Here is a 20,986-nt window from a genome sequence, read left to right as displayed (position 1 = left end):
CAAATGAAAATTGTATAAAGCTTTCTCAAGACTAAGTTCATTATTTAAAAGGAGGCAAGTTTTGTCCAATTATAAATTAGGCTCCCTGAGTCAGATTTATGAGGTGCTTTAAATGTTAAAAACAGTATCGGGTGATGTTGAATTTTTACAGAAGTTGAATAGCTCAAAATTCACAGGCAGTGTTCATAGTACATTTAATCGGACATTTAATATTAAATGTCATCAAAATGGTGAGTTATACACCATTGCTTGCAGAAACGTAGATAATGGACCCAATACCTTAATTATCAATGTTGATAATATTAGGCCGATGGAAATTGCAGTAAGTGATCACGTATTTACTAAAAAAAATATTTTGCACATTGGAAATAAGCTTGCCATTTCTTTTGAAAGCGTTACTAAATGGTCCAGTGTAGTACCCGGATATCCTTTGAATGAAGAAATTTTAAATCAAAATTTAAAGAAGATGAAAAAATTTATCGACATTCATGGTAAAAGCGGCGGAATAAAAAAACACGAATTACCCAATAGCCTATTTGAAGCTAAAATGTCCAGCATGCTCGAACAACGAACTAACCTCCTTTTAGACGATTTAGCGGAAGATCGAATGTCATCTGCCTTTGAACATGCCATTTCGATTATTGGTCTAGGACCAGGACTCACACCATCAGGGGACGATTTTTTAGTTGGGCTATTTACCTCTTTTAGTATGTTGAACGGTCCATTATATCCACGAAGGTCATTCTGTGAAGATGTCGTTAGCAAGGCCAAAACCTTAACGAATGACATTAGCTGGATGGCATTACAAAAAGCATCCATAGGTAAAGTGAGAGAGTCAATCATATCGTTACTCAACGCCTTGCTCGTAGAGGATGAAGAAGACTTAATTCTCTCTTTAAATAAATTATTAGACATAGGTTCTTCATCCGGAACAGACATCGCCTTAGGTCTTGTCGGCGGATTGGAGGCCAATATAAAAGCAGGAGGAAAAGTATATGTTAGTACAAGCATTGATTAAACCTAACACGTATTTCGATTCGGTATCATTAATGTCGCTATCTACTAAAGCGAATCAAATTGATGGTGTTGAACAAGCGATTATCGCAATGGGTACTGAAATGAACAAAGAGGTAATGAAAAATGTCGGTTTAATGACACCGGAAGTCGAGGAAGCCGGCGCAAGTGATTTAATTATTGTTGTGAAAGCTGAAACTGAGGAGCTCTTCGAAAACGCTTTCTTGAGCATAAATGAATTATTCACTAAAAGGGATTCAGGTAAAAAAGGAAAAAGTGATATTAAATACTCTACTATTTCCTCAGCTGCAGAAAATAATCCGGATGCAAATCTAGCGATTATTGCTGTGAATGGGGCTTACGCTTCTAGAGAAGCGAGAAAAGCTCTTGAAAATGGCCTGCATGTCATGATGTTTAGTGACAATGTCAGCGTCCAGGACGAAATTGCTTTAAAGAAATTGGCTCATGAAAAAGGATTATTAATGATGGGTCCTGATTGTGGTACAGCAATTATCGGTAATACTGCCCTTTGCTTTGCAAATGCAGTTAGAAAAGGAGATATCGGGATTGTTGCTGCATCTGGTACCGGGTCCCAAGAAGTGAGTGTTCGTATCCATGAATTTGGCGGCGGGATCTCTCAGTTGATTGGCACCGGCGGAAGAGACCTTAAAGAAGAAGTTGGCGGAATCATGATGCTTGATGGAATCCAAGCGCTAGAAGATGACGAGGAAACAAAGGTTATTGTAATTGTTTCGAAGCCGCCTGCACCAAGTGTGGAAGAAAAAGTGCTAGCGAAAATTAAAACATGTAAAAAGCCTGTTGTTGTTTGGTTTATTGGCGGCAATGAGGAGAAAATTACTGCAGCTGGCGGTCATTTTGCCAAAATGTCAAAGGAAGCAGCACTTAAAGCAGTTTTACTTGCTGGTGCAGATGAGAGCAAACTTAATAAGCGTGCATTAAACATTCCGCTTATTGAAGAAGTTCGTACTAAATTAAAGCCAGAGCAAAGATATATTCGCGGTTTATTCAGCGGCGGTACACTTTGCGATGAGGCGATGCACGCAGCTATGGAGAAATTCGATAATGTTTACAGCAATATCGCAAGAGATCCTGAGTATCGTTTAAAAGATCGTTATACAAGTCAAGAGCATACATTCATCGACTTTGGTGATGACGAATATACACAAGGCAAGCCACATCCAATGATTGATCCTTCTACACGTCTTGACAGATTTATGCAAGAAGCAAAAGATCCATCCGTTGGTGTTATTGTAATGGACTTTGTATTAGGTTACGGTGCTCACGAAGATCCGGTTGGAGCATTCCTTCCTGCAATCATGGAAGCTAAACTGCTGGCAGAACAAGAAGGAAGACATTTGGAGATTATTGGATATGTTCTTGGTACAGAATTAGATCCGCAAGATTATGAAGAGCAAATCAATAAATTATTGGCTGCAGGTGTGACTCATGCAAGCAGCAGCCAGAACGCAGGTTTATTAGCAAGAGAATTTGTTGTGAAAGGAGAATAGCCATGAGTAAAATTAACGAACTTTTTAAAGGTAAACCAAATGTTATTAACGTAGGCATTGAATCTTTCAAAGAGGATTTAGCAAAACAAGGTGCAGAAGTCATTCATTTAGAATGGACACCACCAGGAAGAGGAAATCCTGCGTTAATTGCAGCGCTTGATAAGTTTGAAAACCCTGCCATTTTGCAAAAAATTGAAGAAGCAAATAAGTTGGCGGTGGAAAGAATTATTAAATCTCATCCGGTTCTAATCGGTTATGACCAAGCGATTAACTGTGTGCCAGGTATGACAAAGAAAACCATTCTTCATGCCGGCCCGCCAATCACTTGGGATAAAATGAATGGCCCAATGAAGGGTGCTGTCACCGGTGCGCTAGTATTCGAAGGCCTTGCAAAGGATATTGACGAGGCCGCTGAACTTGCAGCATCTGGTGAAATTACCTTCTCGCCATGTCATGAACACAATTGTGTTGGTTCTATGGCAGGTGTGACTTCTGCATCAATGTTCATGCATATTGTTGAGAACAAAACATATGGCAATATTGCCTATACAAACTTAAGTGAACAGTTAGCGAAAATTCTTCGTATGGGTGCCAATGACCAAAGCGTAATCGACCGATTAGTATGGATGCGCGATGTTTTTGGACCTATTTTAAGAGATGCAATGAAACTTAATCCGGATGGCATTGACTTGCGTTTAATGCTAGCTCAAGCACTTCACATGGGTGATGAGTGCCACAACCGCAATGTTGCTGGAACAACTCTCTTAATCCAAGCCTTAACACCTTATATTTTACAAACTGATTATACAATCGCTCAGAAAAAAGAAGTATTTGATTTCGTAGCCAGCAGTGATTATTTCTCAGGTCCAACATGGATGGCAATGGCGAAATGTGCTCTTGATTCCGCACACGGTATTGAAAATAGTACAATCGTAACCACTATGGCCCGTAATGGTGTGGAATTCGGAATCCGTGTCAGCGGCATGCCTGGTAATACATGGTTCACTGGTCCTGCACAAAAAGTTATCGGCCCAATGTTCGCTGGCTACAAGCCGGAAGACTCAGGACTTGATATCGGTGACAGTGCGATTACTGAAACATATGGTTTCGGCGGCTTTGCAATGGCTACTGCTCCTGCGATTGTTGCATTAGTAGGCGGCACAGTTGAAGAAGCAATCGGCTTTTCTACAAAAATGAAGGAAATCACAACAACTCAGAATCCGAATGTAACAATCCCATTGCTTGATTTTATGGGTCTTCCAACTGGAATTGATGTTAGAAAAGTTGTCCAAACAGGAATAATGCCAGTCATTAATACTGCCATTGCCCATAAAGAAGCTGGAATCGGAATGATTGGCGCGGGTATCACTTATCCGCCGGTAGAAGCTTTCGAAAAGGCAATGTTGACTTTAAGCGAAAATATTCATTAATCAAATATGCTTTTTGGGGAGGGGGATATCCCAAGCCTTAATCCTTGGTTTGGGAAACCTTTCCCCGAAAGCTCCATTGGAAACTGTGTAACAGGATATAAGAACAGGAGCGATTGTTGATGGACAATAAGTCTTTAAATTTGGAATTGATCTTTGCAAGTGAACGGGGAGATGTCAATTCTGTTCAAAGATTGCTCGAAGAGGGAGCAAGTGTAGATTTTAAAGATGAAAACGGCCGGACAGCATTAATGGCTGCGACTCAAAGAAATCAATTTGATACAGTAAAACTGTTGTTAGAAGCAGGCAGTGACGTCAATACCAGAGATATTACACAGCTAACACCTTTCATTTGTTCTGGTGCAAATGGTTTTCATGAAATCTTAGCTAAGATGCTGCAATATGGTGCAGACCTAAACAGTGTCAATCGTTTTGGCGGTACAGCCCTTTTGCCCTCTAGTGAGAAAGGCTATTTAAAAACAGTACAAGTTTGCCTTGATGCAGGGGTTCCTGTCAATCATGTGAATAATTTAGGCTGGTCAGCACTTCTCGAAGCGGTCATTTTGGGCAATGGGGGCCGTTTATACTCGAATATTACAGAAGTTCTTGTAGAAGCTGGAGCTGATGTGAATTTGCAGGATCGAGATGGAAAATCATCTCTTCAACATGCAGTAGAATTAAATCAGGAAAAAGTAGTTAAAATTCTTAAAAAAGAATATCAGGAAAATAACCAAACAATTCAAACAGCCAAAAAGCTATATAAAGAAAATAGAATTGAAGAAGCTATCCTAGTAATCAATCAAGCTCTTTCAGAGGACCAGAACAATCTTGATTACTATTTCTACAAAGGATATAACCTGCAAGAACTAAAGCGGTACGAAGAAGCGCTGGAAGAGTACAACAAAGCTTTAGCTATTAATCCCAATGATCTAGATTTTTACTTCTATACAGCAAACTGCTTGAGATTAATGAACAAGTCTAGGGAAGCGCTTACAGAATATGATAAGGCTTGTGAATTAAACCCTGACGAAACATTTTATCGTTATCATAAATCCAATTATTTAAGAGAATTGGGCAGACATGAGGAAGCAGTACGGGAAATGGATAAGCTGCTTGCAATGCAGACGCATCGCTATGATTTCTCCTTCCACAAGGCTAACAGTCTAAGATCTTTAGGGAGACATGAGGAAGCGATTGAAGCAATTGAGAATGCTATTAAACATGACCCGTCGAACTCTTTATATCATCTTCATAAAGAGCAATCTATTGAATTATTAAATAAAACAAGAAGTTAGATAGGAGAAGAAGCAGTGAAAAAATTAGTTATTGTAGCAATCGGGGGGAATTCTTTAGTCCGGGAAAATGGACGTGATTCTGTTCAAGATCAATATGAGGCTGTTTGCGAAACGGCGGTAAATATCGCTGATATGGTTGCTGAGGGCTTAAACGTGGTTGTTACACATGGTAACGGACCACAGGTAGGGTTCGGTCTTAGAAGATCGGAAATTGCGAATGAAGTTGCCGGAATGCCAGAAGTACCCCTAGTCAATTGCGGCGCTGAAACTCAAGGCGGAATAGGTTATCAAATTCAACAAGCTTTGATTAATGAATTTGCCAAAAGAGGTATGAACAAAAAAGTAGCAACTGTTATTACACAGGTAGAGGTAAATCCTGATGACCCTAATTTTAAAAACCCTACAAAGCCTGTAGGTTCCTTCTTTACGCTTGAACAAGCAGAAGAAATGAAGAGAGAACATCCGGATTGGATCTTTATTGAAGACTCCGGCCGCGGCTATAGAAGGGTGGTTGCTTCGCCGAAACCAATAAATATAGTTGAAAAAGATGCAATTAAAACATTAATAGAGGCAGGATTTGTTGTCGTTGCTGTTGGCGGGGGCGGAATTCCTGTTGTTAAAACAGAAAAAAGTTCATATGTAGGCATTGATGCGGTTATTGATAAAGATTTTGCAACAAGTTTGTTAGCAGAACAAGTTCAGGCGGATACATTAATCATTACAACAGGTGTTTCCAAAGTTTGCATTCATTTTGGCCAGCCAAATCAACAGGCACTCGAAAATATTTCAATTGAAGAAACAAAACAGTATGTTGCAGAAGGTCACTTCCCTCCAGGCAGCATGCTTCCCAAAATTGAAGCAAGTTTAAACTTCTTGGAAAAGGGAGGTTCCAGGGTCATCATCACAAACCCTGAGAGTCTAAAGGATGCTATTCAAGAAAAAGCAGGTACCCATATTGTTAAAAAAAACAATTCATGACCATCTAAGACGGTCTTAAGGAGAATTTCACATGGGAAATATTTCTTTATGGAAAAAAGGAGACTTTGCTGCTTCCTTCGGTTTATTCGTTAATGTTTTGACAGACTTTTTGGTTATGATCTCATTATTAATTGGTGTGGTTGGGATGCCAAAAGAGTTTGTTTTTGAACGGATTGTTCCTGGCTTTGGATTTGCTGTATTACTATCTGGTATTGTATTTGCATTTTTTGCTTATAAATTAGCTAAGAAAACTGGCAGAACTGATGTTACCGCACTACCATCAGGCTCTAGTTCACCTGGTATTTTTCTTATCGTTTTTGTGATTATGCTTCCTCTGTATCATCAAACACAGGACCCTGTTTTCACAACAACAGTTGCTATCCTTTGGGGTTTTGTTGAGTCAAGCATTTTATTCCTAGGAGCATTCCTTGGTGAAACTATTCGAAAGATCGTTCCAAGAACTGTCTTGTTGGCAGCCTTGGCAGGTCTGGCATTTGTATTCTTGGGCATGAACCCAATGCTACAATCTTTTGAAATGCCTTTAGTAGCATTTGTTGCATTAATAATCATCTTCATGAACTGGTTAAGTAAACATCCAGTATTTAAGAAAATACCTACGGGTTTATTATTGATCGTAGTTGGAACTGCAATTGCTTGGATAGCTGGATATCAAAATCCTGCTGATGTAACAGAAGCGCTGAAATCATTTGGCTTTAACCCTCCTATGTTGCATTTAACTGGTTTTGCCGACAGTTTTCAAGCTGCTTTGCCATATTTATTAACTGCTGTACCACTTGGATTGGCTAACTACATTTTTAATTTAGAAAACGTTGAAGCTGCTGCTGTTTCAGGGGATGAGTACAAAACTAGAGATGTTATGCTTACAAACGGCTTTTGTACTTTAATAGGCAACCTTTGTGGTAACCCATTCCCAGTAACAGTATATGTAGGTCATGCTGGCTGGAAAGAAGTTGGTGCAGGTTTAGGTTATTCTATTGCTAGCTCTGCAGCCATTTTCTTTATATCAATTTTCAGTCTTATGGGTCTGTTGCTTGCTGTAGTCCCAATTGCTGCTATTGTTCCGATGCTGGTATTTATTGCAATCGTAACAGGACATCAAGTGGTTAAAGAAAGTCCGAAATTTGAAGCTCCGGCAATCTTTGTCTGTTTCTTCCCATGGGTTGCCAACTGGGCACTTGTAGCTGTTAATAATGCACTTTCGGCTGCTGGTACATCGGTAGGGACAGCTGAAAATCAAGTTTCTTCACTTGCCCTTCATAATGCTGGACTATTCTACGATGGCTTGGTTGCTCTAGGTAATGGCGCGCCGATTTCTAGTGTTATTTGGGGTTGCATCGCGGTATTTACAATCCGTAACACGCCTATTGGAGGCATAATAGCTGCAGTGTTAGGAGCCCTATTAACTTTTGTTGGTGCAATTCATACAAGCACTATTGGATTTGCACAAGATATTGCAATGCCTTTCGTAGTGGGATATCTACTAATTGCAGCATTTTTAGCTTATAAACTTTATGTAAATAAGAAAGAAAATATTGGACCTGTTACAGAGTAAAAGTGAAAGTGTTATAAACAAAGCTTGGAGGAATTTGGCTATGGAAAAATACATTAAAATGGCTGTTGATGCAACGATTGAAGGTATGAACAATAAGATCGGCGGACCATTTGGTGCCACAATTGTACGCGATGGTGAAGTCATTGCTGCAGTAAGTAATACGATGATGAGAGATACTGACCCTTCTGCACATGCAGAATTGGTTGCGGTTAGAGAAGCTTGTAAAAAATTAGGGACTTTTGATTTATCAGATTGCGTAATGTATGCAACTTGTGAGCCATGTCCAATGTGTGTGGCTGTCATGATTTGGGCCGGGATTAAAGAGGTATATTACGTTAATACAAAAGAAGATGCTGATAAGCATGGGTTCTCCGACATGCACCTGCGCAAATATTTAAAAGGTGAAGATGATAGCGTTATAAAAATGGTTAAAGTAGAACAAAGAGATGATTGCGATAACTTATTTGAGCATTTTCATAAGCTTAACGAGAAGTAATAAATAAGCGAAAAAAGTCCGGTCTGTGAAATTTCAGCACCGGGCTTTTTTCATTATTCTACGTGTTTAGGTGGGCATGCAGGAAATCAGCAACTTGTAGAAGGGCGTTTTGAACTTTAGGATCATGAAATTCTTGATCAAATACATGCTCGCCATTTAATACTGTGATTAACTTTGCTTCGACAGATTCTTTGATGATGGCTGCTCTCATAAACACAGACTGCTCGTATGGAACATCCATGTCTTTTGTCCCGTGCAGCAATAGTGTTGGGGGATAGTCTTTGGTAACATTGTGAATTGGACAATATTTCTTGAGTTCTTCTTTGTTGCTTTCTTGCATCGTGCCAGTGATTAAATTAATCCAAGTGCCTTGCTGTCTGCCATGTACATAAAGAAGGAACCGCTTTTCTACAGAGGCTTCGGTAAGTGTCTTATCTGAAAAAAGAGTATTTGCTACATTTTGTGGAACCATGTCTTTTTGACAATAATATTTGCTTGGTGAAGTTGCCCATTTACCTAAAATGTCGCCATATCCATAGAAGGAGACAATTGCGCTTGGTTTATTTTTAAAGGTGCCGGTACTTAGTGCTAAAAACCCGCCAGCGGAACTGCCGACTACAGCGACTTTTTGGGGATTAATCGAGAACTGTTCGGCCCCTTTTGTGATAATCCAATCGATTCCATCTTGAATGTCTTCGAGAATTTCCGGCAGCTTCGTTTCTGGAGCCAGGCGATAATCGATGGAAAACAACGCGAACCCATTGTCGGTATATAACCGGATCATATCGTCACTAATTTCTTTTCTTGTTCCCCAAATTAATCCCCCGCCGTGAATATAAACCACAACAGGTGCATGCTCTCGATTTGTTCCATAGTAATCTGCTTTTAGTTCAAAGGAATCATTCTGCTTATATATAACTGTTTGCTTCATCAATTTGCACGTCCAATCATGAAGTATTGAGAACGTGCCAAGTTTATCAAAGTATGTAAAAAAAGTCATTGTGTATGTTGCCTAACAAAAATACTGATATTTTGGATTAATGGTACAAAGACGGATTTGTGCAATGTGTCTAAAATGAACATATAGCCAAGATGTCGGGACACTGATTAGCTTTCCAGTATTTTGTTGTTACGTAATAAAGAATATTTTAATGGATTGTCCGGCACTTTTCTTTAGATGGTACGGGACCTTGAATTTTAATAAAATTTTTTGGAGGTAAGCTGCTTTGCAAATGAGTAAAAGTAATAACTTCTTTAGTACCATTCAATGGTTTATCTATTTACTCGCAAATTCGATTGCGCTTCCGATTGTGATTGGAAATGTATTTCACCTTTCTGATGCAGCAATTTCGGACCTTATGCAAAGAACGTTTTTTATTGTCGGATTAAGCTCTTTTATTCAGGCGAAATTTGGTCATCGATTTCCAATTGCAGACGGACCTGCTGGGTCCTGGGTAAGCATTTTTGTTATTTTCGCAGGAGTTGGTGCGGAGCAGGGATTGACAATGAAAGAAACATTACAGACTCTTGAGGCTGGATTAATTTTAGCAGGAATGCTGCTATTGTTATTAGGCGTGTCGAAATGGGTACGTCATTTGCTATTCCTCTTCTCTCCATTGGTAACTGGTTGTTTTCTTTTTATTTTGGCTATCCAGCTAAGTGGTGTATTTATAAAAGGAATGGTTTCCTTAAATCCTCTTACAGGCCAAATTGACAAACTGAGTTTCTTTGCAGCAATACTAGTATTTTTCCTTATCATCTTCCTTTCCACAAAAGGAAAGGGCTGGCTGAAAAGTTACGCAATTTTAATAGGTATATTATGCGGTTGGGGGCTGTTATTAATCTTCGGTAAGAGTTCACAGTCTATATCATATTCAACATCATGGGTTAAACTTCCTGAGATATTTCCATGGGGATATCCACATATGACAAGTGGTATTTTGATTACATCGATCCTATTTACCTTTTTACTTATTTCAAACACATTTGCTGCTATTAGTGCTGCAACGGATACAATTCCAAATCAACAAACATCATTAGAAGTTAGGCTTTATAAAGGAACATGTGCTGGAGGACTTTCTCATATTTTATCAGCTGTACTTTCAACCATTGCCGTTGTACCGCTTCCGGCAACTGCAGGGTTTGTTAAGATAACCAAACAATACAGGATTTTTCCATTCGTTTCAGCATGTGGGGTTTTAATGGCCTTTTCCTTTTTTCCTGGTTCAGTGAGTTTGTTGGCATCGCTGCCATTATCTGTTGCAAGTGCTGCACTTTTAGCAACACTAATCGATATGCTGGCAATTGGTATCAGGTCATTGACAAAGCACCCATTAAACGATAGGAATATAGCCATTATTGGAGTGTCACTCCTATTAGGGATTGGAACAATGTTTTTACCTGCTGATGGTTTAAATGGACTTCCGTACGCGATTCAAATTCTGGGAAAAAATGGTTTATTAGTCGGGACTTTTATGGCTATCTTACTTGAACAGATTTGGAAAGAAAAACAGCCATCGACAACTATATGATTTTAATAGAAAATAGCGTGCAAAGAATTTTTGCACGCTTTCTACTGTTATTTGTCATTTTTCTTCTCATTGCTTTTATCTTTAAGCGTGCGATAAATCTGCGTATACATGCTGCCTTCTGCTATATTTTCAAGAAAAAATGGTCCAATTAATTCCAGATATTCTTCATCATCAAACATTTTCTTATTTTGCCATTCCATCTCCGCTAACCCGTCGTAAGTAGAGAGCAATGCATATGTATGATCGTTCCCGGAAATTGGCGTTAGAATCTCAACCTTATGGTTATAATTTTCCATTCTAAATTTTTTTATTTCTCGTAAATTTTCAATGCCTTCTTTAAATTTATCCTGTTTTATCGTGAATGTCTGGTGGACAATAACCGCCATTGCATTACCTCCAATCAAGTAAATAAGAAGGCAGTCTCGAAGGCTAGTGGATCAGAATCCATGTGAGACTGCCTCTTTCTATTTTGGACTAGTTTATTGATAGCTTTCCCAATCCGTGTAATGGCCGCTGCCTTGACATCCCGGACATTCAAACGAATTAAAATATGCAAATTCATTGTAAGGGTAAACGGTGTAGCCTCGGCCAAAACAATCTGGACATTTGCCTTGGTCTTTCATATTGGAGAGATGATTTTGATAGCGTGTTTCTCTCCATTGATTGAATGAGCTGAGTAGTCCCATTTTTTTCACCTCAACGTTTTTATTTAGTATGGGGTAAAAATGGAATAATTATGCTTTTATTTTTAAAAAGGTAACAGCTGCTGCAAATACTTTTATATAATAATATTTTTATGTAAAACAAGCCCTGTTTGTGAATGCAAAAAAGCGGTAATCCTGTTCATTACCGCTTTTTTTTTTGAATATTAAATGCTGAGATTTAGTTTTTTTATCCGATATTGCAGGCTTTGCCGGCTTAGTCCTAGCAATTTGGCACTCTTTGAAATATTGTTATTATTCTTTTTCAACACATGCTCGATGTAGGATTTTTCAAATAGCTCCAGTTGCTCCTTAAGTGGTATCGCAATATCTGCCTGTTCATTAATATAGGTATCAACTGTGGAAAGCGGCAGCATTCTTTCCTTCAATTGCATTTTATTGCGGTATTGATACGGTAAATGGGAGTACTTGATGATTTCTTCATCCATCATGATGTTCATCGCAGCTTCAATGATATGTTCAAGCTCGCGGATGTTACCGTGCCAATCATATTCAAAAAATGATTGCTTAACCTCATCAGATAATCCTTTTACATTCATTTGAAAACGTTCATTATATTTTTCGATAAAGTGCTCCACCAATAATGGAATATCTTCTTTTCTTTCTCTTAATGGCGGGATGAAAATTGTTACCACCCCCAGCCGATAATATAAATCCTTTCGAAGATTGTTATTGGCGACGGCATCAATCGGATCCTCGTTGATATTGGCGATCACCCTGACATCAACAGGTGTATCCTTTGTATCGCCGATTCTACGGATCATTCGTTCCTGTAGAACCCGAAGCAGCTTTGCCTGAAGATTCAAATTTAAAGAGTTAATTTCATCAAGTAACAGTGTGCCGCCTTCAGCCTGTTCAAATAATCCCGGTGAATCAACAGAGCCCGTAAAAGCTCCGCGTTTCGTTCCGAAAAGAAGGCTTTCGATTAAATTATCAGGCAAGGCAGCACAGTTTTGCGAAATAAATGGACTGGCAAGCCGAGTGCTGGCATTATGAATACTCTGTGCAAAAAGCTCTTTCCCTGTACCTGTTTCCCCAACGATTAATACATAGGATGCAGTCCGGCTCGCACGTTTCGCTGCCTCGATCACTTCTTTAAGGGCAGGGCTATTCCCGATAATATTATCAAACGTATATCTGGTGCCGCTTTTATTGGTATTTCCTTTTATCAGGCGTTCGAGTTTCGTCACGTCATTGGCAATTTCTACTGCACCTTGCAGATTTTCATTTTGATAAATCGGGATCGTATTATTGATGGTCGTAATTTCGCGGCCCTTATTATTAAAATAGGTTTGCTTGACATTGCTGGTTTCTTTCCCATCCTGTAGAGCTTTTACTAGTGTACTAGATTGATTATCTTTAAATTTAAAGACATCCAGCAAATTCTTATTGATTACTTCCTGAATATCCATCGACTCTATTTGCATCATTTTTTTATTGTAAACGATTGTTTTCCCCGTATTATCGACGGCGTGGACACCTACGTCGACCTCGTCCAATATCCTTTTGTACATACTGTTTATATATTGCAGCTGTTGGATTGTTCTTTTTGTATTTTCCATGACGTTTTCTCTCCTTGCAAATCCCTTATGCACTAATTTAATCAAAAATCAGACTGTAATGCAAAATAATTTTGCGTAAATTCTTAAATATATGCAAAATAGCAAAAAAAATTGGCGTGTTTTTTATATTGAAACGTTGTTAAACTGCAAAAAAACAGTTGGCACGGAACTTGCATATTAAAAGTGTGTTACAAACAAAGGAGGCTTAATTACATGCAACCGTATACACACGAACCACTTACGAATTTTTCTGAAGAAAAAAATAAAAAAGCATTTCAAGATGCACTTGACTTTGTTCAATCACAACTTGGCAAGCACTATCCAGTCGTCATTGGCGGAGAGCTAATTACAACTGACAAAAAGATTGCGTCTATCAATCCAGCAAATAAGGAAGAAGTTATCGGTACCGTATCGATGGTTGACCTAGAATTAGCTGAAAGTGCTATGCAAACAGCATTAACTACGTTTGAAACATGGAAAAACTGGGCCCCTGAACATCGTGCCAACATTATATTCCGCGCTGCAGCCATTCTGCGCCGCCGCAAGCATGAATTTTCCAGCTACATGGTGAAGGAAGCAGGGAAGCCATGGAAGGAAGCAGATGCTGATACTGCAGAAGCGATTGACTTTTTAGAATTCTATGGCCGTCAAATGCTGAAAATCAAAGACGGTGTTCAAGTATACAGCCGTCCCGGTGAATTTAATCAGTTCGGTTATATTCCGCTTGGAGTGGGTATTATCATTTCACCATTTAACTTCCCATTGGCGATCATGGCCGGAACTACAGTTGCTGCGATTGTTGCCGGAAACACTGTGCTTTTAAAGCCGGCAAACTCAACGCCAATCATTGCTGCAAAATTTGTAGAGCTGATGCATGAAGCTGGACTTCCTAATGGAGTATTGAACTATGTTCCAGGCAGCGGGGCTGAAATTGGGGATTATCTTGTTGACCATCCAAAAACACGTTTCGTATCCTTCACAGGTTCCCGTGAAGTGGGCTGCCGCATTTACGAACGCGCAGCTAAAGTTAACCCAGGCCAAATTTGGCTGAAGCGTGTAATAGCCGAAATGGGCGGTAAAGATACAGTTGTTGTCGATAAAGATGCAGATTTAGATTTAGCCGTGTCTTCTATCGTTTACTCAGCTTTCGGATTCTCTGGTCAAAAATGTTCCGCAGGATCACGTGCTGTTATTCACCAAGATGTTTATGATGAAGTTCTTGAAAAAGTGGTTGCCCTTACCAAGACTTTAACGCTTGGAAGCCCTGAATCAGCCGATACTTATATGGGACCTGTCATTGATGAAAGATCCTTCAAAAAAATCATGAGCTATATTGAAATTGGCAAACAAGAAGGCAGACTTATGACCGGCGGTGAAGGGGACGATTCTAAGGGCTACTTCATTCAGCCGACCATTTTTGCGGATGTTGATGAGAATGCCCGCATTATGCTTGAGGAAATTTTTGGGCCGGTATTGGCTATCGCTAAAGCACGTGATTTTGACCATATGATGCAGATTGCCAATAACACCGATTATGGCTTAACTGGTGCATTGGTTTCCAATAATCGCGAGCATATTGAAAGAGCGCGCCGCGAATTCCATGTAGGTAATCTCTATTTCAACCGGGGCTGTACAGGTGCCATTGTTGGCTATCAGCCATTTGGCGGATTTAATATGTCAGGAACGGACTCCAAGGCAGGCGGCCCTGATTATTTAATTCTTCATATGCAAGCAAAAACGACTTCAGAAACGCTGTAATTTTAAGAGGATAGCAAGGGGGCTCACAAGCTCTCTTGCAACTATAAAGGGAGGACATAAAATGACTATGACATCAACTAAATCTACTGAAATTATTGAAAAAACACATAAATTTGGAGCCAATAACTATCATCCGCTGCCAATCGTCATTTCCAAGGCAGAAGGGGTTTGGGTGGAAAATCCTGAAGGAACACGCTACATGGATATGCTTAGTGCGTATTCCGCAGTAAACCAGGGCCATCGTCATCCAAAAATCATTCAAGCTTTGAAAGACCAGGCAGACCGCGTAACTCTAACATCACGCGCATTCCATAACGACCAGCTCGGCCCTTGGTATGAAAGAATCTGCAAACTGACCAACAAGAACATGGCGCTTCCAATGAACACTGGTGCAGAAGCAGTTGAAACAGCGTTAAAAGCTGCACGCCGCTGGGGTTATGATGTGAAAGGCATTGCAGAAAATCAGGCAGAAATCATTGCATGCACAGGCAATTTCCATGGCCGGACCATGGGTGCGGTTTCCTTATCTTCCGACCCAGAATATAAGCGCGGTTTTGGCCCGATGCTTCCTGGCATTAAATTAATTCCTTACGGTGACCTTGAGGCGTTAAAGGCAGCTATTACTCCAAATACTGCAGCATTCTTAATGGAACCGATTCAAGGTGAGGCAGGAATCATTTTACCTCCTGACGGATTTTTAAAGGCTGCTTCTGAACTATGTAAAGAAAACAATGTCTTATTTATTGCTGATGAAATTCAAGTTGGCTTAGCCCGTACTGGTAAAATGTTTGCCTGCGATTGGGAAGAAGTTGAACCAGATATGCTTATTTTAGGTAAGGCATTAGGCGGCGGGGTATTCCCAATTTCCTGCGTGGTTGCCAATTCCGATGTTTTAGGTGTATTTAATCCAGGATCGCACGGTTCCACTTTTGGCGGGAATCCGCTTGCTTGTGCCGTGTCCCTTGCAGCACTTGATGTCATCGAAGAGGAAAAACTGCCTGAACGTTCACTTGAATTAGGAAAATATTTCCTAGATCAATTGAAGACAATCAGCAATCCGATGATTAAGGAAGTCCGCGGTAAAGGATTGTTTATCGGGGTGGAACTAACAGAGGAAGCAAGACCATATTGTGAACAGTTGAAAGAAGAAGGCTTGTTATGTAAAGAAACGCATGATACAGTTATTCGTTTTGCACCGCCGCTGATCATTTCCAAAGAAGAAATTGATTGGGCAGTTGCAAAAATTCAAAAGATTTTAGGTTAATTAATATTAATATTTTAAAAATTTGACGAGGTGTCTTCCATGTCTGTTAATGCAGTGGTAAATGAAATGAAAAAAGAGCAGCAAAAGGAGCAGGAGTCATTAAATTTGTTTTACTCTACACAAACAGTAATACAAAAGGCTTTGGCAAAATTGGGTTACCAAAACGAGATGTTTGACTTATTAAAAGAACCATTAAGAATGTTGACAGTCCGTATTCCAGTCAGAATGGATGACGGTTCTGTTAAAGTGTTTACCGGTTACCGCTCCCAGCATAATGATGCGGTTGGTCCAACAAAGGGCGGCGTTCGCTTCCATCCGGAAGTGAATGAAGAAGAAGTAAAAGCATTGTCCATCTGGATGAGCTTAAAGTGCGGGATCACCAATCTTCCTTATGGCGGCGGTAAAGGCGGCATCATCTGCGACCCGCGGAAGATGTCTTTTAGAGAGCTTGAAAGATTGAGCCGCGGCTATGTTCGTGCGATTAGTCAGATTGTTGGTCCGACAAAAGACATTCCGGCGCCAGATGTTTATACGAACTCCCAAATTATGGCGTGGATGATGGATGAATACAGCCGTCTTCGCGAGTTCGACTCACCAGGATTTATTACCGGTAAACCAATCGTATTGGGCGGTTCCCAAGGACGTGAAACAGCAACGGCACGCGGCGTAACCATTTGCATCGAAGAAGCGGTCAAGAAAAAAGGTATTGAACTGCAAGGTGCTCGGGTAGTTATCCAAGGTTTCGGAAACGCGGGCAGCTATTTAGCTAAATTCATGCATGATGCCGGTGCAAAGGTTATTGCTGTTTCCGATGTTTATGGCGGAGTCCATGACCCAAATGGTCTTGACATTGACTACTTGCTTGATAGAAGGGATAGTTTTGGTACGTTCTCACAGCTCTTTAAGGAGACAATTACCAATAAAGAACTGCTTGAATTAGAGTGTGACATCCTTGTTCCTGCTGCCATTTCAAATCAAATCACTGCGGAAAACGCAGCCAATATTAAAGCAGCAATCGTAGTGGAGGCTGCCAATGGTCCGACAACTCTTGAAGCAACGAATATTCTGACTGAACGCGGAGTCCTGCTTGTCCCTGATATTTTGGCAAGTGCAGGCGGTGTAACAGTTTCCTATTTTGAATGGGTGCAAAATAATCAAGGCTATTATTGGACTGAAGAGGAAGTAGCCGAGAAACTTAAAAAAGTAATGGTTGACTCTTTCGAAAAAATCTATCGGACAGCGCATGAATATCAAGTTGACATGCGTTTGGCCGCCTACATGACAGGTATTAGAAAAATGGCGGAAGCAGCACAATTCCGCGGCTGGGTGTAAGAAGCTTTCAAAATCGGACGAAATCTTAGATAAGGAGAGAACAAAATTGATTTTTAAGGATGAAACTATTTATAGTCCTTGTTCTGGCACTGTTGAAAAAATTGTCACAAAAGAAAACAGCCACGTGTATGAATGGGAGAAACTATTTCTAGTAAGAGCAGAGAACGGTGCCATTGTAGAGATTTCGTTCGGTATAAGCGGCTATGTAAGATCCATTTATGTAAAGAAGGGACAAAAGGTCGATCCGCAAACCAAGTTAGGAATCATCCAAGATGATTTACAAATTACCGGCTGCGATTAATAAAAATAGTTCATTTTACATCCATTTAATACTCTTCCCATTTTGCTGGGAAGAGTATTTTTGCATATGGAGCGCAAAATATTTAATATTATGCCAAAAATTTTTGCGCTATAATTTCGAAAAATGTTCAAAATTTAAGCTTTTTATTTTGGCATGAAAATTGCAAATAAATATAACGTAAAAATAGTGATAATTTTAGAAAGATTTGCCGGTTGTATAAAATTTAAAATTCGTTTATTCTTTCTTGTGTGACAGAAAAGTGAAGGCAGCTAGCCAGTCACATTTTCTCCTATTTTTACAATCACCATTAATTTGAAAGCGTATACTTCAATGGGAAAGAGGGGAAATTTCATGCAATTACCTGAAAACAATCAAACCCATGAACTGCAAAGAACGATGAAGTCCCGCCATCTGTTCATGATTTCGCTGGGCGGAGTCATCGGTTCAGGTTTGTTCTTAGGATCTGGTTATACGATCAGCCAGGCAGGGCCGACAGGAGCAATTCTTTCGTATATCGTCGGCGGTTTCATAATGTTTTTAACAATGCTTTGTCTTGGTGAATTATCTGTCGCCATGCCAGTATCGGGATCGTTCCAAACTTATACTACTAAATTTATTGGACCTGGGACAGGATTTGCTCTTGGTTGGTTATATTGGTTAGGCTGGGCTGTTACTGTTGCTCTTGAACTACTATCAGCAGGACAGCTGATGCAGCGTTGGTTTCCGCATGTAGATGTTTGGGTATGGAGTGCAATTTTTGCCATCGTATTATTTGCTCTAAATGCTTTATCTGCTAAAGCTTTTGGTGAAGCAGAATTTTGGTTCTCAAGTATAAAAATTTTAGCTATTATCATGTTTATCGCACTAGGCGGCGCTGCCATGTTTGGCCTGATTCATATGAAAGGCGGACATGCTGCCCCATTCTTATCGAACTTTACAGCTCATGGTATCATGCCGCACGGCTTTACTGCTTTAATCATTACCATGATTGCAGTTAACTTCTCGTTCCAGGGAACCGAATTAATCGGGATTGCTGCCGGAGAAAGTGAAGAGCCGGAGAAAACCATTCCAAAATCGATTAAACAAACAGTTTGGCGTACTCTATTCTTCTTCGTGTTAGCAATCTTTGTCGTGGCCGGTTTAATTCCAATGGAAAAAGCAGGTGTCGTGGAAAGTCCGTTTGTTGTGGTATTTGACAGCATCGGTATTCCATATGCTGCTGATATTATGAACTTTGTAATCCTAACAGCTTTACTTTCTGTAGCAAACTCAGGTCTTTACGCTGCAACTCGGATGTTGTATGCAATGTCCAAGGAAAAGATGGCCAGCCCTGCTTTAACAAAAGTAACCAAGAATGGTGTTCCATTTAATGCGCTTCTGTTAACACTTGGGATTGCACTCCTATCTTTATTATCAGGCTTTTTTGCTGAAAAAACTGTCTTTGTTTGGCTTTTGTCAGTAGCTGGATTAGGAGCACAGGTGGGCTGGATTTCCATCACTGCTTCACAAATTGCCTTCCGTCGTAAATTTATCCGTGAGGGCGGTAAAGTGGAGGATTTGAAATTTAAAACACCACTATTTCCAATCCTGCCAATTATTGGATTAACCCTAAACATTGTGGTATTGTCCAGCTTGGCATTTGACTCAGAGCAGCGCTTGGCATTGTATCTTGGTGTTCCATTTGTTATCGCCTGCTACTTGATTTATCATTTTAAAATTAAAAAGAACCGCGAGCAGGACGGAACAGAAGAACAAGAACTACAACTTCAAAATGATAAAAAAATGGTTATTTAATTTTCAAAAACGCTTGGGCATCCAAGCGTTTTTTTCGTGGATAATCTTTTAAAATCACCAAATAATAAAAATGAGGTGATATCGATGGGAAAGTGGAATAAGCAGGCTGCACCTAATAACAATTTACATCCAAAAACAATCAGGACAAGCAACTTGGTGCAGAGTGACACGGGTTATGGATTTTCCGAGGAATTGTCTGATGGCGGCGAACGTGATGAGTATATTGAGCGTCAGCAGGATGATTTCAAAATGAAATAAAAAGACTCAAGGGGGTGGCGATTTTTTTTAAAAATCGCCACTTTTTATGTAAAAACCCTTTACAAGGCAAAAATTGTCTTGTAGAATTTCTATATACCTAATAAATCTAGGTAGGTGAAAAAAATGTTTAACCGCGAACTGGTAAAGGGAAGCACATCGTTAATCTTATTACAATTATTAAACGAGCGTGACATGTATGGCTACGAGCTGGTAAAGGAATTAGAGCAGCGCAGTGAAAATGGTTTAAGTGTAAAGGAAGGGACATTATATCCCGCTCTCCATAAGCTTGAAAAGCAGGAATACATTGAATGCTATTGGCAGGAGCAGGAGAAGGGACCGGCCCGTAAGTATTATTGCATCACTGACGCTGGAAAAGAAGTGCTCGCAGAAAAAACACAAGAATGGCAGGACTTTGTAAAAGTAATGAATAAAGTTATTGGGAGATCGAAGCATGGAACAGCTGAAGAATAAGTTTCTTAATGAACTGTCCCAAGAACTCGGTACTCACAAAGATAAAGAAAATATTCTTCGCGAATACGAGACCCATATTGATGAAATCATCTTGGAATCCTTTGAAGATACCGCTCATGGGAAGCTTGAGGACCTTTTATTTGCAAGGCTCGGCAGACCGGAAGAACTAGCTGCCGCTTGGAAGGAAGAACTTTCCGTCACTCCTAGCAATATGAAATGGCTGTTTATTCTCCTCAATATTATTTTTTTTGCAGGAGGCAGTTTTCTTACGCTTATACATAATTTGTACCAATGGTCGTGGCTGACATCAATTTGGAATCATCTAACATCCATTCCCACTTTAATTGCCTTCTTGTATATGTTTTTTTGGGCGTTATTGGGGTATGAAATCGGCAAAGGCTTTGGACATGGCGGCCGAAAGCTGCTTAGAAAAACATTTCTTTTATCGCTCATACCTAACTTAATTTTAATGACGTTAACTGTTTTCGAAATCATACCACATTCATGGTTTGCTCCTTTGTTAACAAAAACATTTATTATTGCTTGTATCATTTTTACGATATTTCTGTACCCAATAAGTATGCTTGGCTATCGCTGGGGGAGGAAAGCGTCGATATAAGCAGTTTTTTTTGCGATATTACCTAGTAATACGATGTATATAGAAAAACAATGTAAATGAGG

Annotated in this window: 20 protein-coding genes; 16 read left to right on the top strand and 4 right to left on the bottom strand. The window is 39.7% G+C overall.

The window, feature by feature from the left end; genetic code table 11:
- Positions 1-112: 112 nt before the first annotated feature.
- The 7 genes from KHB02_RS01025 to KHB02_RS00995 all read left to right on the top strand — a co-directional run bounded on the left by KHB02_RS01025 (position 113) and on the right by KHB02_RS00995 (position 8,312).
- Positions 113-1,018 carry an oxamate carbamoyltransferase subunit AllH family protein gene (locus tag KHB02_RS01025; RefSeq protein WP_213140495.1) on the top strand — a complete coding sequence of 302 codons (906 nt, stop codon included), beginning with the start codon at positions 113-115 and terminating at the stop codon, positions 1,016-1,018.
- Positions 996-2,543 carry an acyl-CoA synthetase FdrA gene (gene fdrA, locus KHB02_RS01020; protein WP_213140494.1) on the top strand — a complete coding sequence of 516 codons (1,548 nt, stop codon included), beginning with the start codon at positions 996-998 and terminating at the stop codon, positions 2,541-2,543. Before KHB02_RS01025 ends, fdrA begins: the two co-directional genes overlap by 23 nt.
- 2 nt (positions 2,544-2,545) lie before the next feature.
- Positions 2,546-3,973 (top strand): YlbE family protein, encoded by a 1,428-nt coding sequence (locus KHB02_RS01015; RefSeq protein ID WP_213140493.1) that lies wholly within the window; start codon positions 2,546-2,548, stop codon positions 3,971-3,973.
- A gap of 119 nt (positions 3,974-4,092) precedes the next feature.
- Positions 4,093-5,265, top strand: a complete 1,173-nt coding sequence (locus KHB02_RS01010) for an ankyrin repeat domain-containing protein (protein ID WP_213140492.1) — start codon at positions 4,093-4,095, stop codon at positions 5,263-5,265.
- A 15-nt stretch (positions 5,266-5,280) separates the two neighbouring features.
- Positions 5,281-6,243, top strand: coding sequence for a carbamate kinase (arcC, locus tag KHB02_RS01005; protein ID WP_213140491.1), 963 nt, complete (start codon positions 5,281-5,283; stop codon positions 6,241-6,243).
- A gap of 31 nt (positions 6,244-6,274) precedes the next feature.
- Positions 6,275-7,816 carry a xanthine permease gene (locus KHB02_RS01000; RefSeq protein ID WP_213140490.1) on the top strand — a complete coding sequence of 514 codons (1,542 nt, stop codon included), beginning with the start codon at positions 6,275-6,277 and terminating at the stop codon, positions 7,814-7,816.
- 40 nt (positions 7,817-7,856) lie between these two features.
- Positions 7,857-8,312, top strand: a complete 456-nt coding sequence (locus KHB02_RS00995) for a nucleoside deaminase (RefSeq protein ID WP_213140489.1) — start codon at positions 7,857-7,859, stop codon at positions 8,310-8,312.
- Positions 8,313-8,370: 58 nt separating this feature from the next.
- Here KHB02_RS00995 and KHB02_RS00990 read toward each other — a convergent pair whose 3' ends face one another.
- Positions 8,371-9,243, bottom strand: coding sequence for an alpha/beta hydrolase (locus tag KHB02_RS00990; RefSeq protein ID WP_213140488.1), 873 nt, complete (start codon positions 9,241-9,243; stop codon positions 8,371-8,373).
- A 301-nt stretch (positions 9,244-9,544) separates the two neighbouring features.
- On the opposite strand from KHB02_RS00990, the gene KHB02_RS00985 reads away from it, so the two are divergent.
- On the top strand, positions 9,545-10,843 hold the full coding sequence (locus KHB02_RS00985) for a purine/pyrimidine permease (protein ID WP_213141278.1): 1,299 nt from the start codon (positions 9,545-9,547) through the stop codon (positions 10,841-10,843).
- Positions 10,844-10,890: 47 nt separating this feature from the next.
- On the opposite strand, the gene KHB02_RS00980 is transcribed toward KHB02_RS00985, so the two are convergent.
- The 3 genes from KHB02_RS00980 to KHB02_RS00970 form a co-directional block, all read right to left on the bottom strand.
- A complete protein-coding gene (locus KHB02_RS00980; RefSeq protein ID WP_213140487.1) occupies positions 10,891-11,229 on the bottom strand; it encodes a hypothetical protein in 339 nt (112 codons plus the stop codon).
- A 93-nt stretch (positions 11,230-11,322) separates the two neighbouring features.
- The gene (locus KHB02_RS00975) at positions 11,323-11,529 is read right to left on the bottom strand and encodes a methionine aminopeptidase (RefSeq protein ID WP_241113643.1); all 207 of its coding nucleotides are present in this window, start codon (positions 11,527-11,529) and stop codon (positions 11,323-11,325) included.
- A gap of 182 nt (positions 11,530-11,711) precedes the next feature.
- Positions 11,712-13,127 carry a sigma-54 interaction domain-containing protein gene (locus KHB02_RS00970; protein WP_213140486.1) on the bottom strand — a complete coding sequence of 472 codons (1,416 nt, stop codon included), beginning with the start codon at positions 13,125-13,127 and terminating at the stop codon, positions 11,712-11,714.
- 213 nt (positions 13,128-13,340) lie between these two features.
- Between KHB02_RS00970 and pruA the strand changes: the two genes are divergently transcribed.
- The 8 genes from pruA (at position 13,341) to KHB02_RS00930 (ending at position 20,924) form a co-directional block, all read left to right on the top strand.
- Positions 13,341-14,885 carry an L-glutamate gamma-semialdehyde dehydrogenase gene (gene pruA, locus KHB02_RS00965; RefSeq protein ID WP_213140485.1) on the top strand — a complete coding sequence of 515 codons (1,545 nt, stop codon included), beginning with the start codon at positions 13,341-13,343 and terminating at the stop codon, positions 14,883-14,885.
- 67 nt (positions 14,886-14,952) lie between these two features.
- Positions 14,953-16,149, top strand: a complete 1,197-nt coding sequence (locus KHB02_RS00960; protein WP_213141277.1) for an ornithine--oxo-acid transaminase — start codon at positions 14,953-14,955, stop codon at positions 16,147-16,149.
- A 66-nt stretch (positions 16,150-16,215) separates the two neighbouring features.
- Positions 16,216-17,481, top strand: coding sequence for a Glu/Leu/Phe/Val family dehydrogenase (locus KHB02_RS00955; protein ID WP_213141276.1), 1,266 nt, complete (start codon positions 16,216-16,218; stop codon positions 17,479-17,481).
- Between the two features lie 46 nt (positions 17,482-17,527).
- The gene (locus KHB02_RS00950; protein WP_213140484.1) at positions 17,528-17,782 is read left to right on the top strand and encodes a biotin/lipoyl attachment domain-containing protein; all 255 of its coding nucleotides are present in this window, start codon (positions 17,528-17,530) and stop codon (positions 17,780-17,782) included.
- Between the two features lie 351 nt (positions 17,783-18,133).
- Positions 18,134-19,576: an amino acid permease gene (locus KHB02_RS00945; protein WP_213140483.1), complete on the top strand. Its 1,443-nt coding sequence runs from the start codon at positions 18,134-18,136 to the stop codon at positions 19,574-19,576.
- Positions 19,577-19,660: 84 nt separating this feature from the next.
- Entirely contained in the window at positions 19,661-19,834 is a 174-nt protein-coding gene (locus KHB02_RS00940; protein WP_213140482.1) for a hypothetical protein, read from the top strand.
- 123 nt (positions 19,835-19,957) lie between these two features.
- Entirely contained in the window at positions 19,958-20,305 is a 348-nt protein-coding gene (locus tag KHB02_RS00935; protein ID WP_213140481.1) for a PadR family transcriptional regulator, read from the top strand.
- Positions 20,286-20,924, top strand: coding sequence for an HAAS signaling domain-containing protein (locus tag KHB02_RS00930; RefSeq protein WP_213140480.1), 639 nt, complete (start codon positions 20,286-20,288; stop codon positions 20,922-20,924). Before KHB02_RS00935 ends, KHB02_RS00930 begins: the two co-directional genes overlap by 20 nt.
- Positions 20,925-20,986 lie beyond the last annotated feature (62 nt).

It is taken from the genome of Neobacillus citreus (assembly GCF_018343545.2).
Lineage (GTDB): Bacteria > Bacillota > Bacilli > Bacillales > Cytobacillaceae > Neobacillus > Neobacillus citreus.
This window is presented reverse-complemented; position numbering and strand designations above follow the sequence as displayed.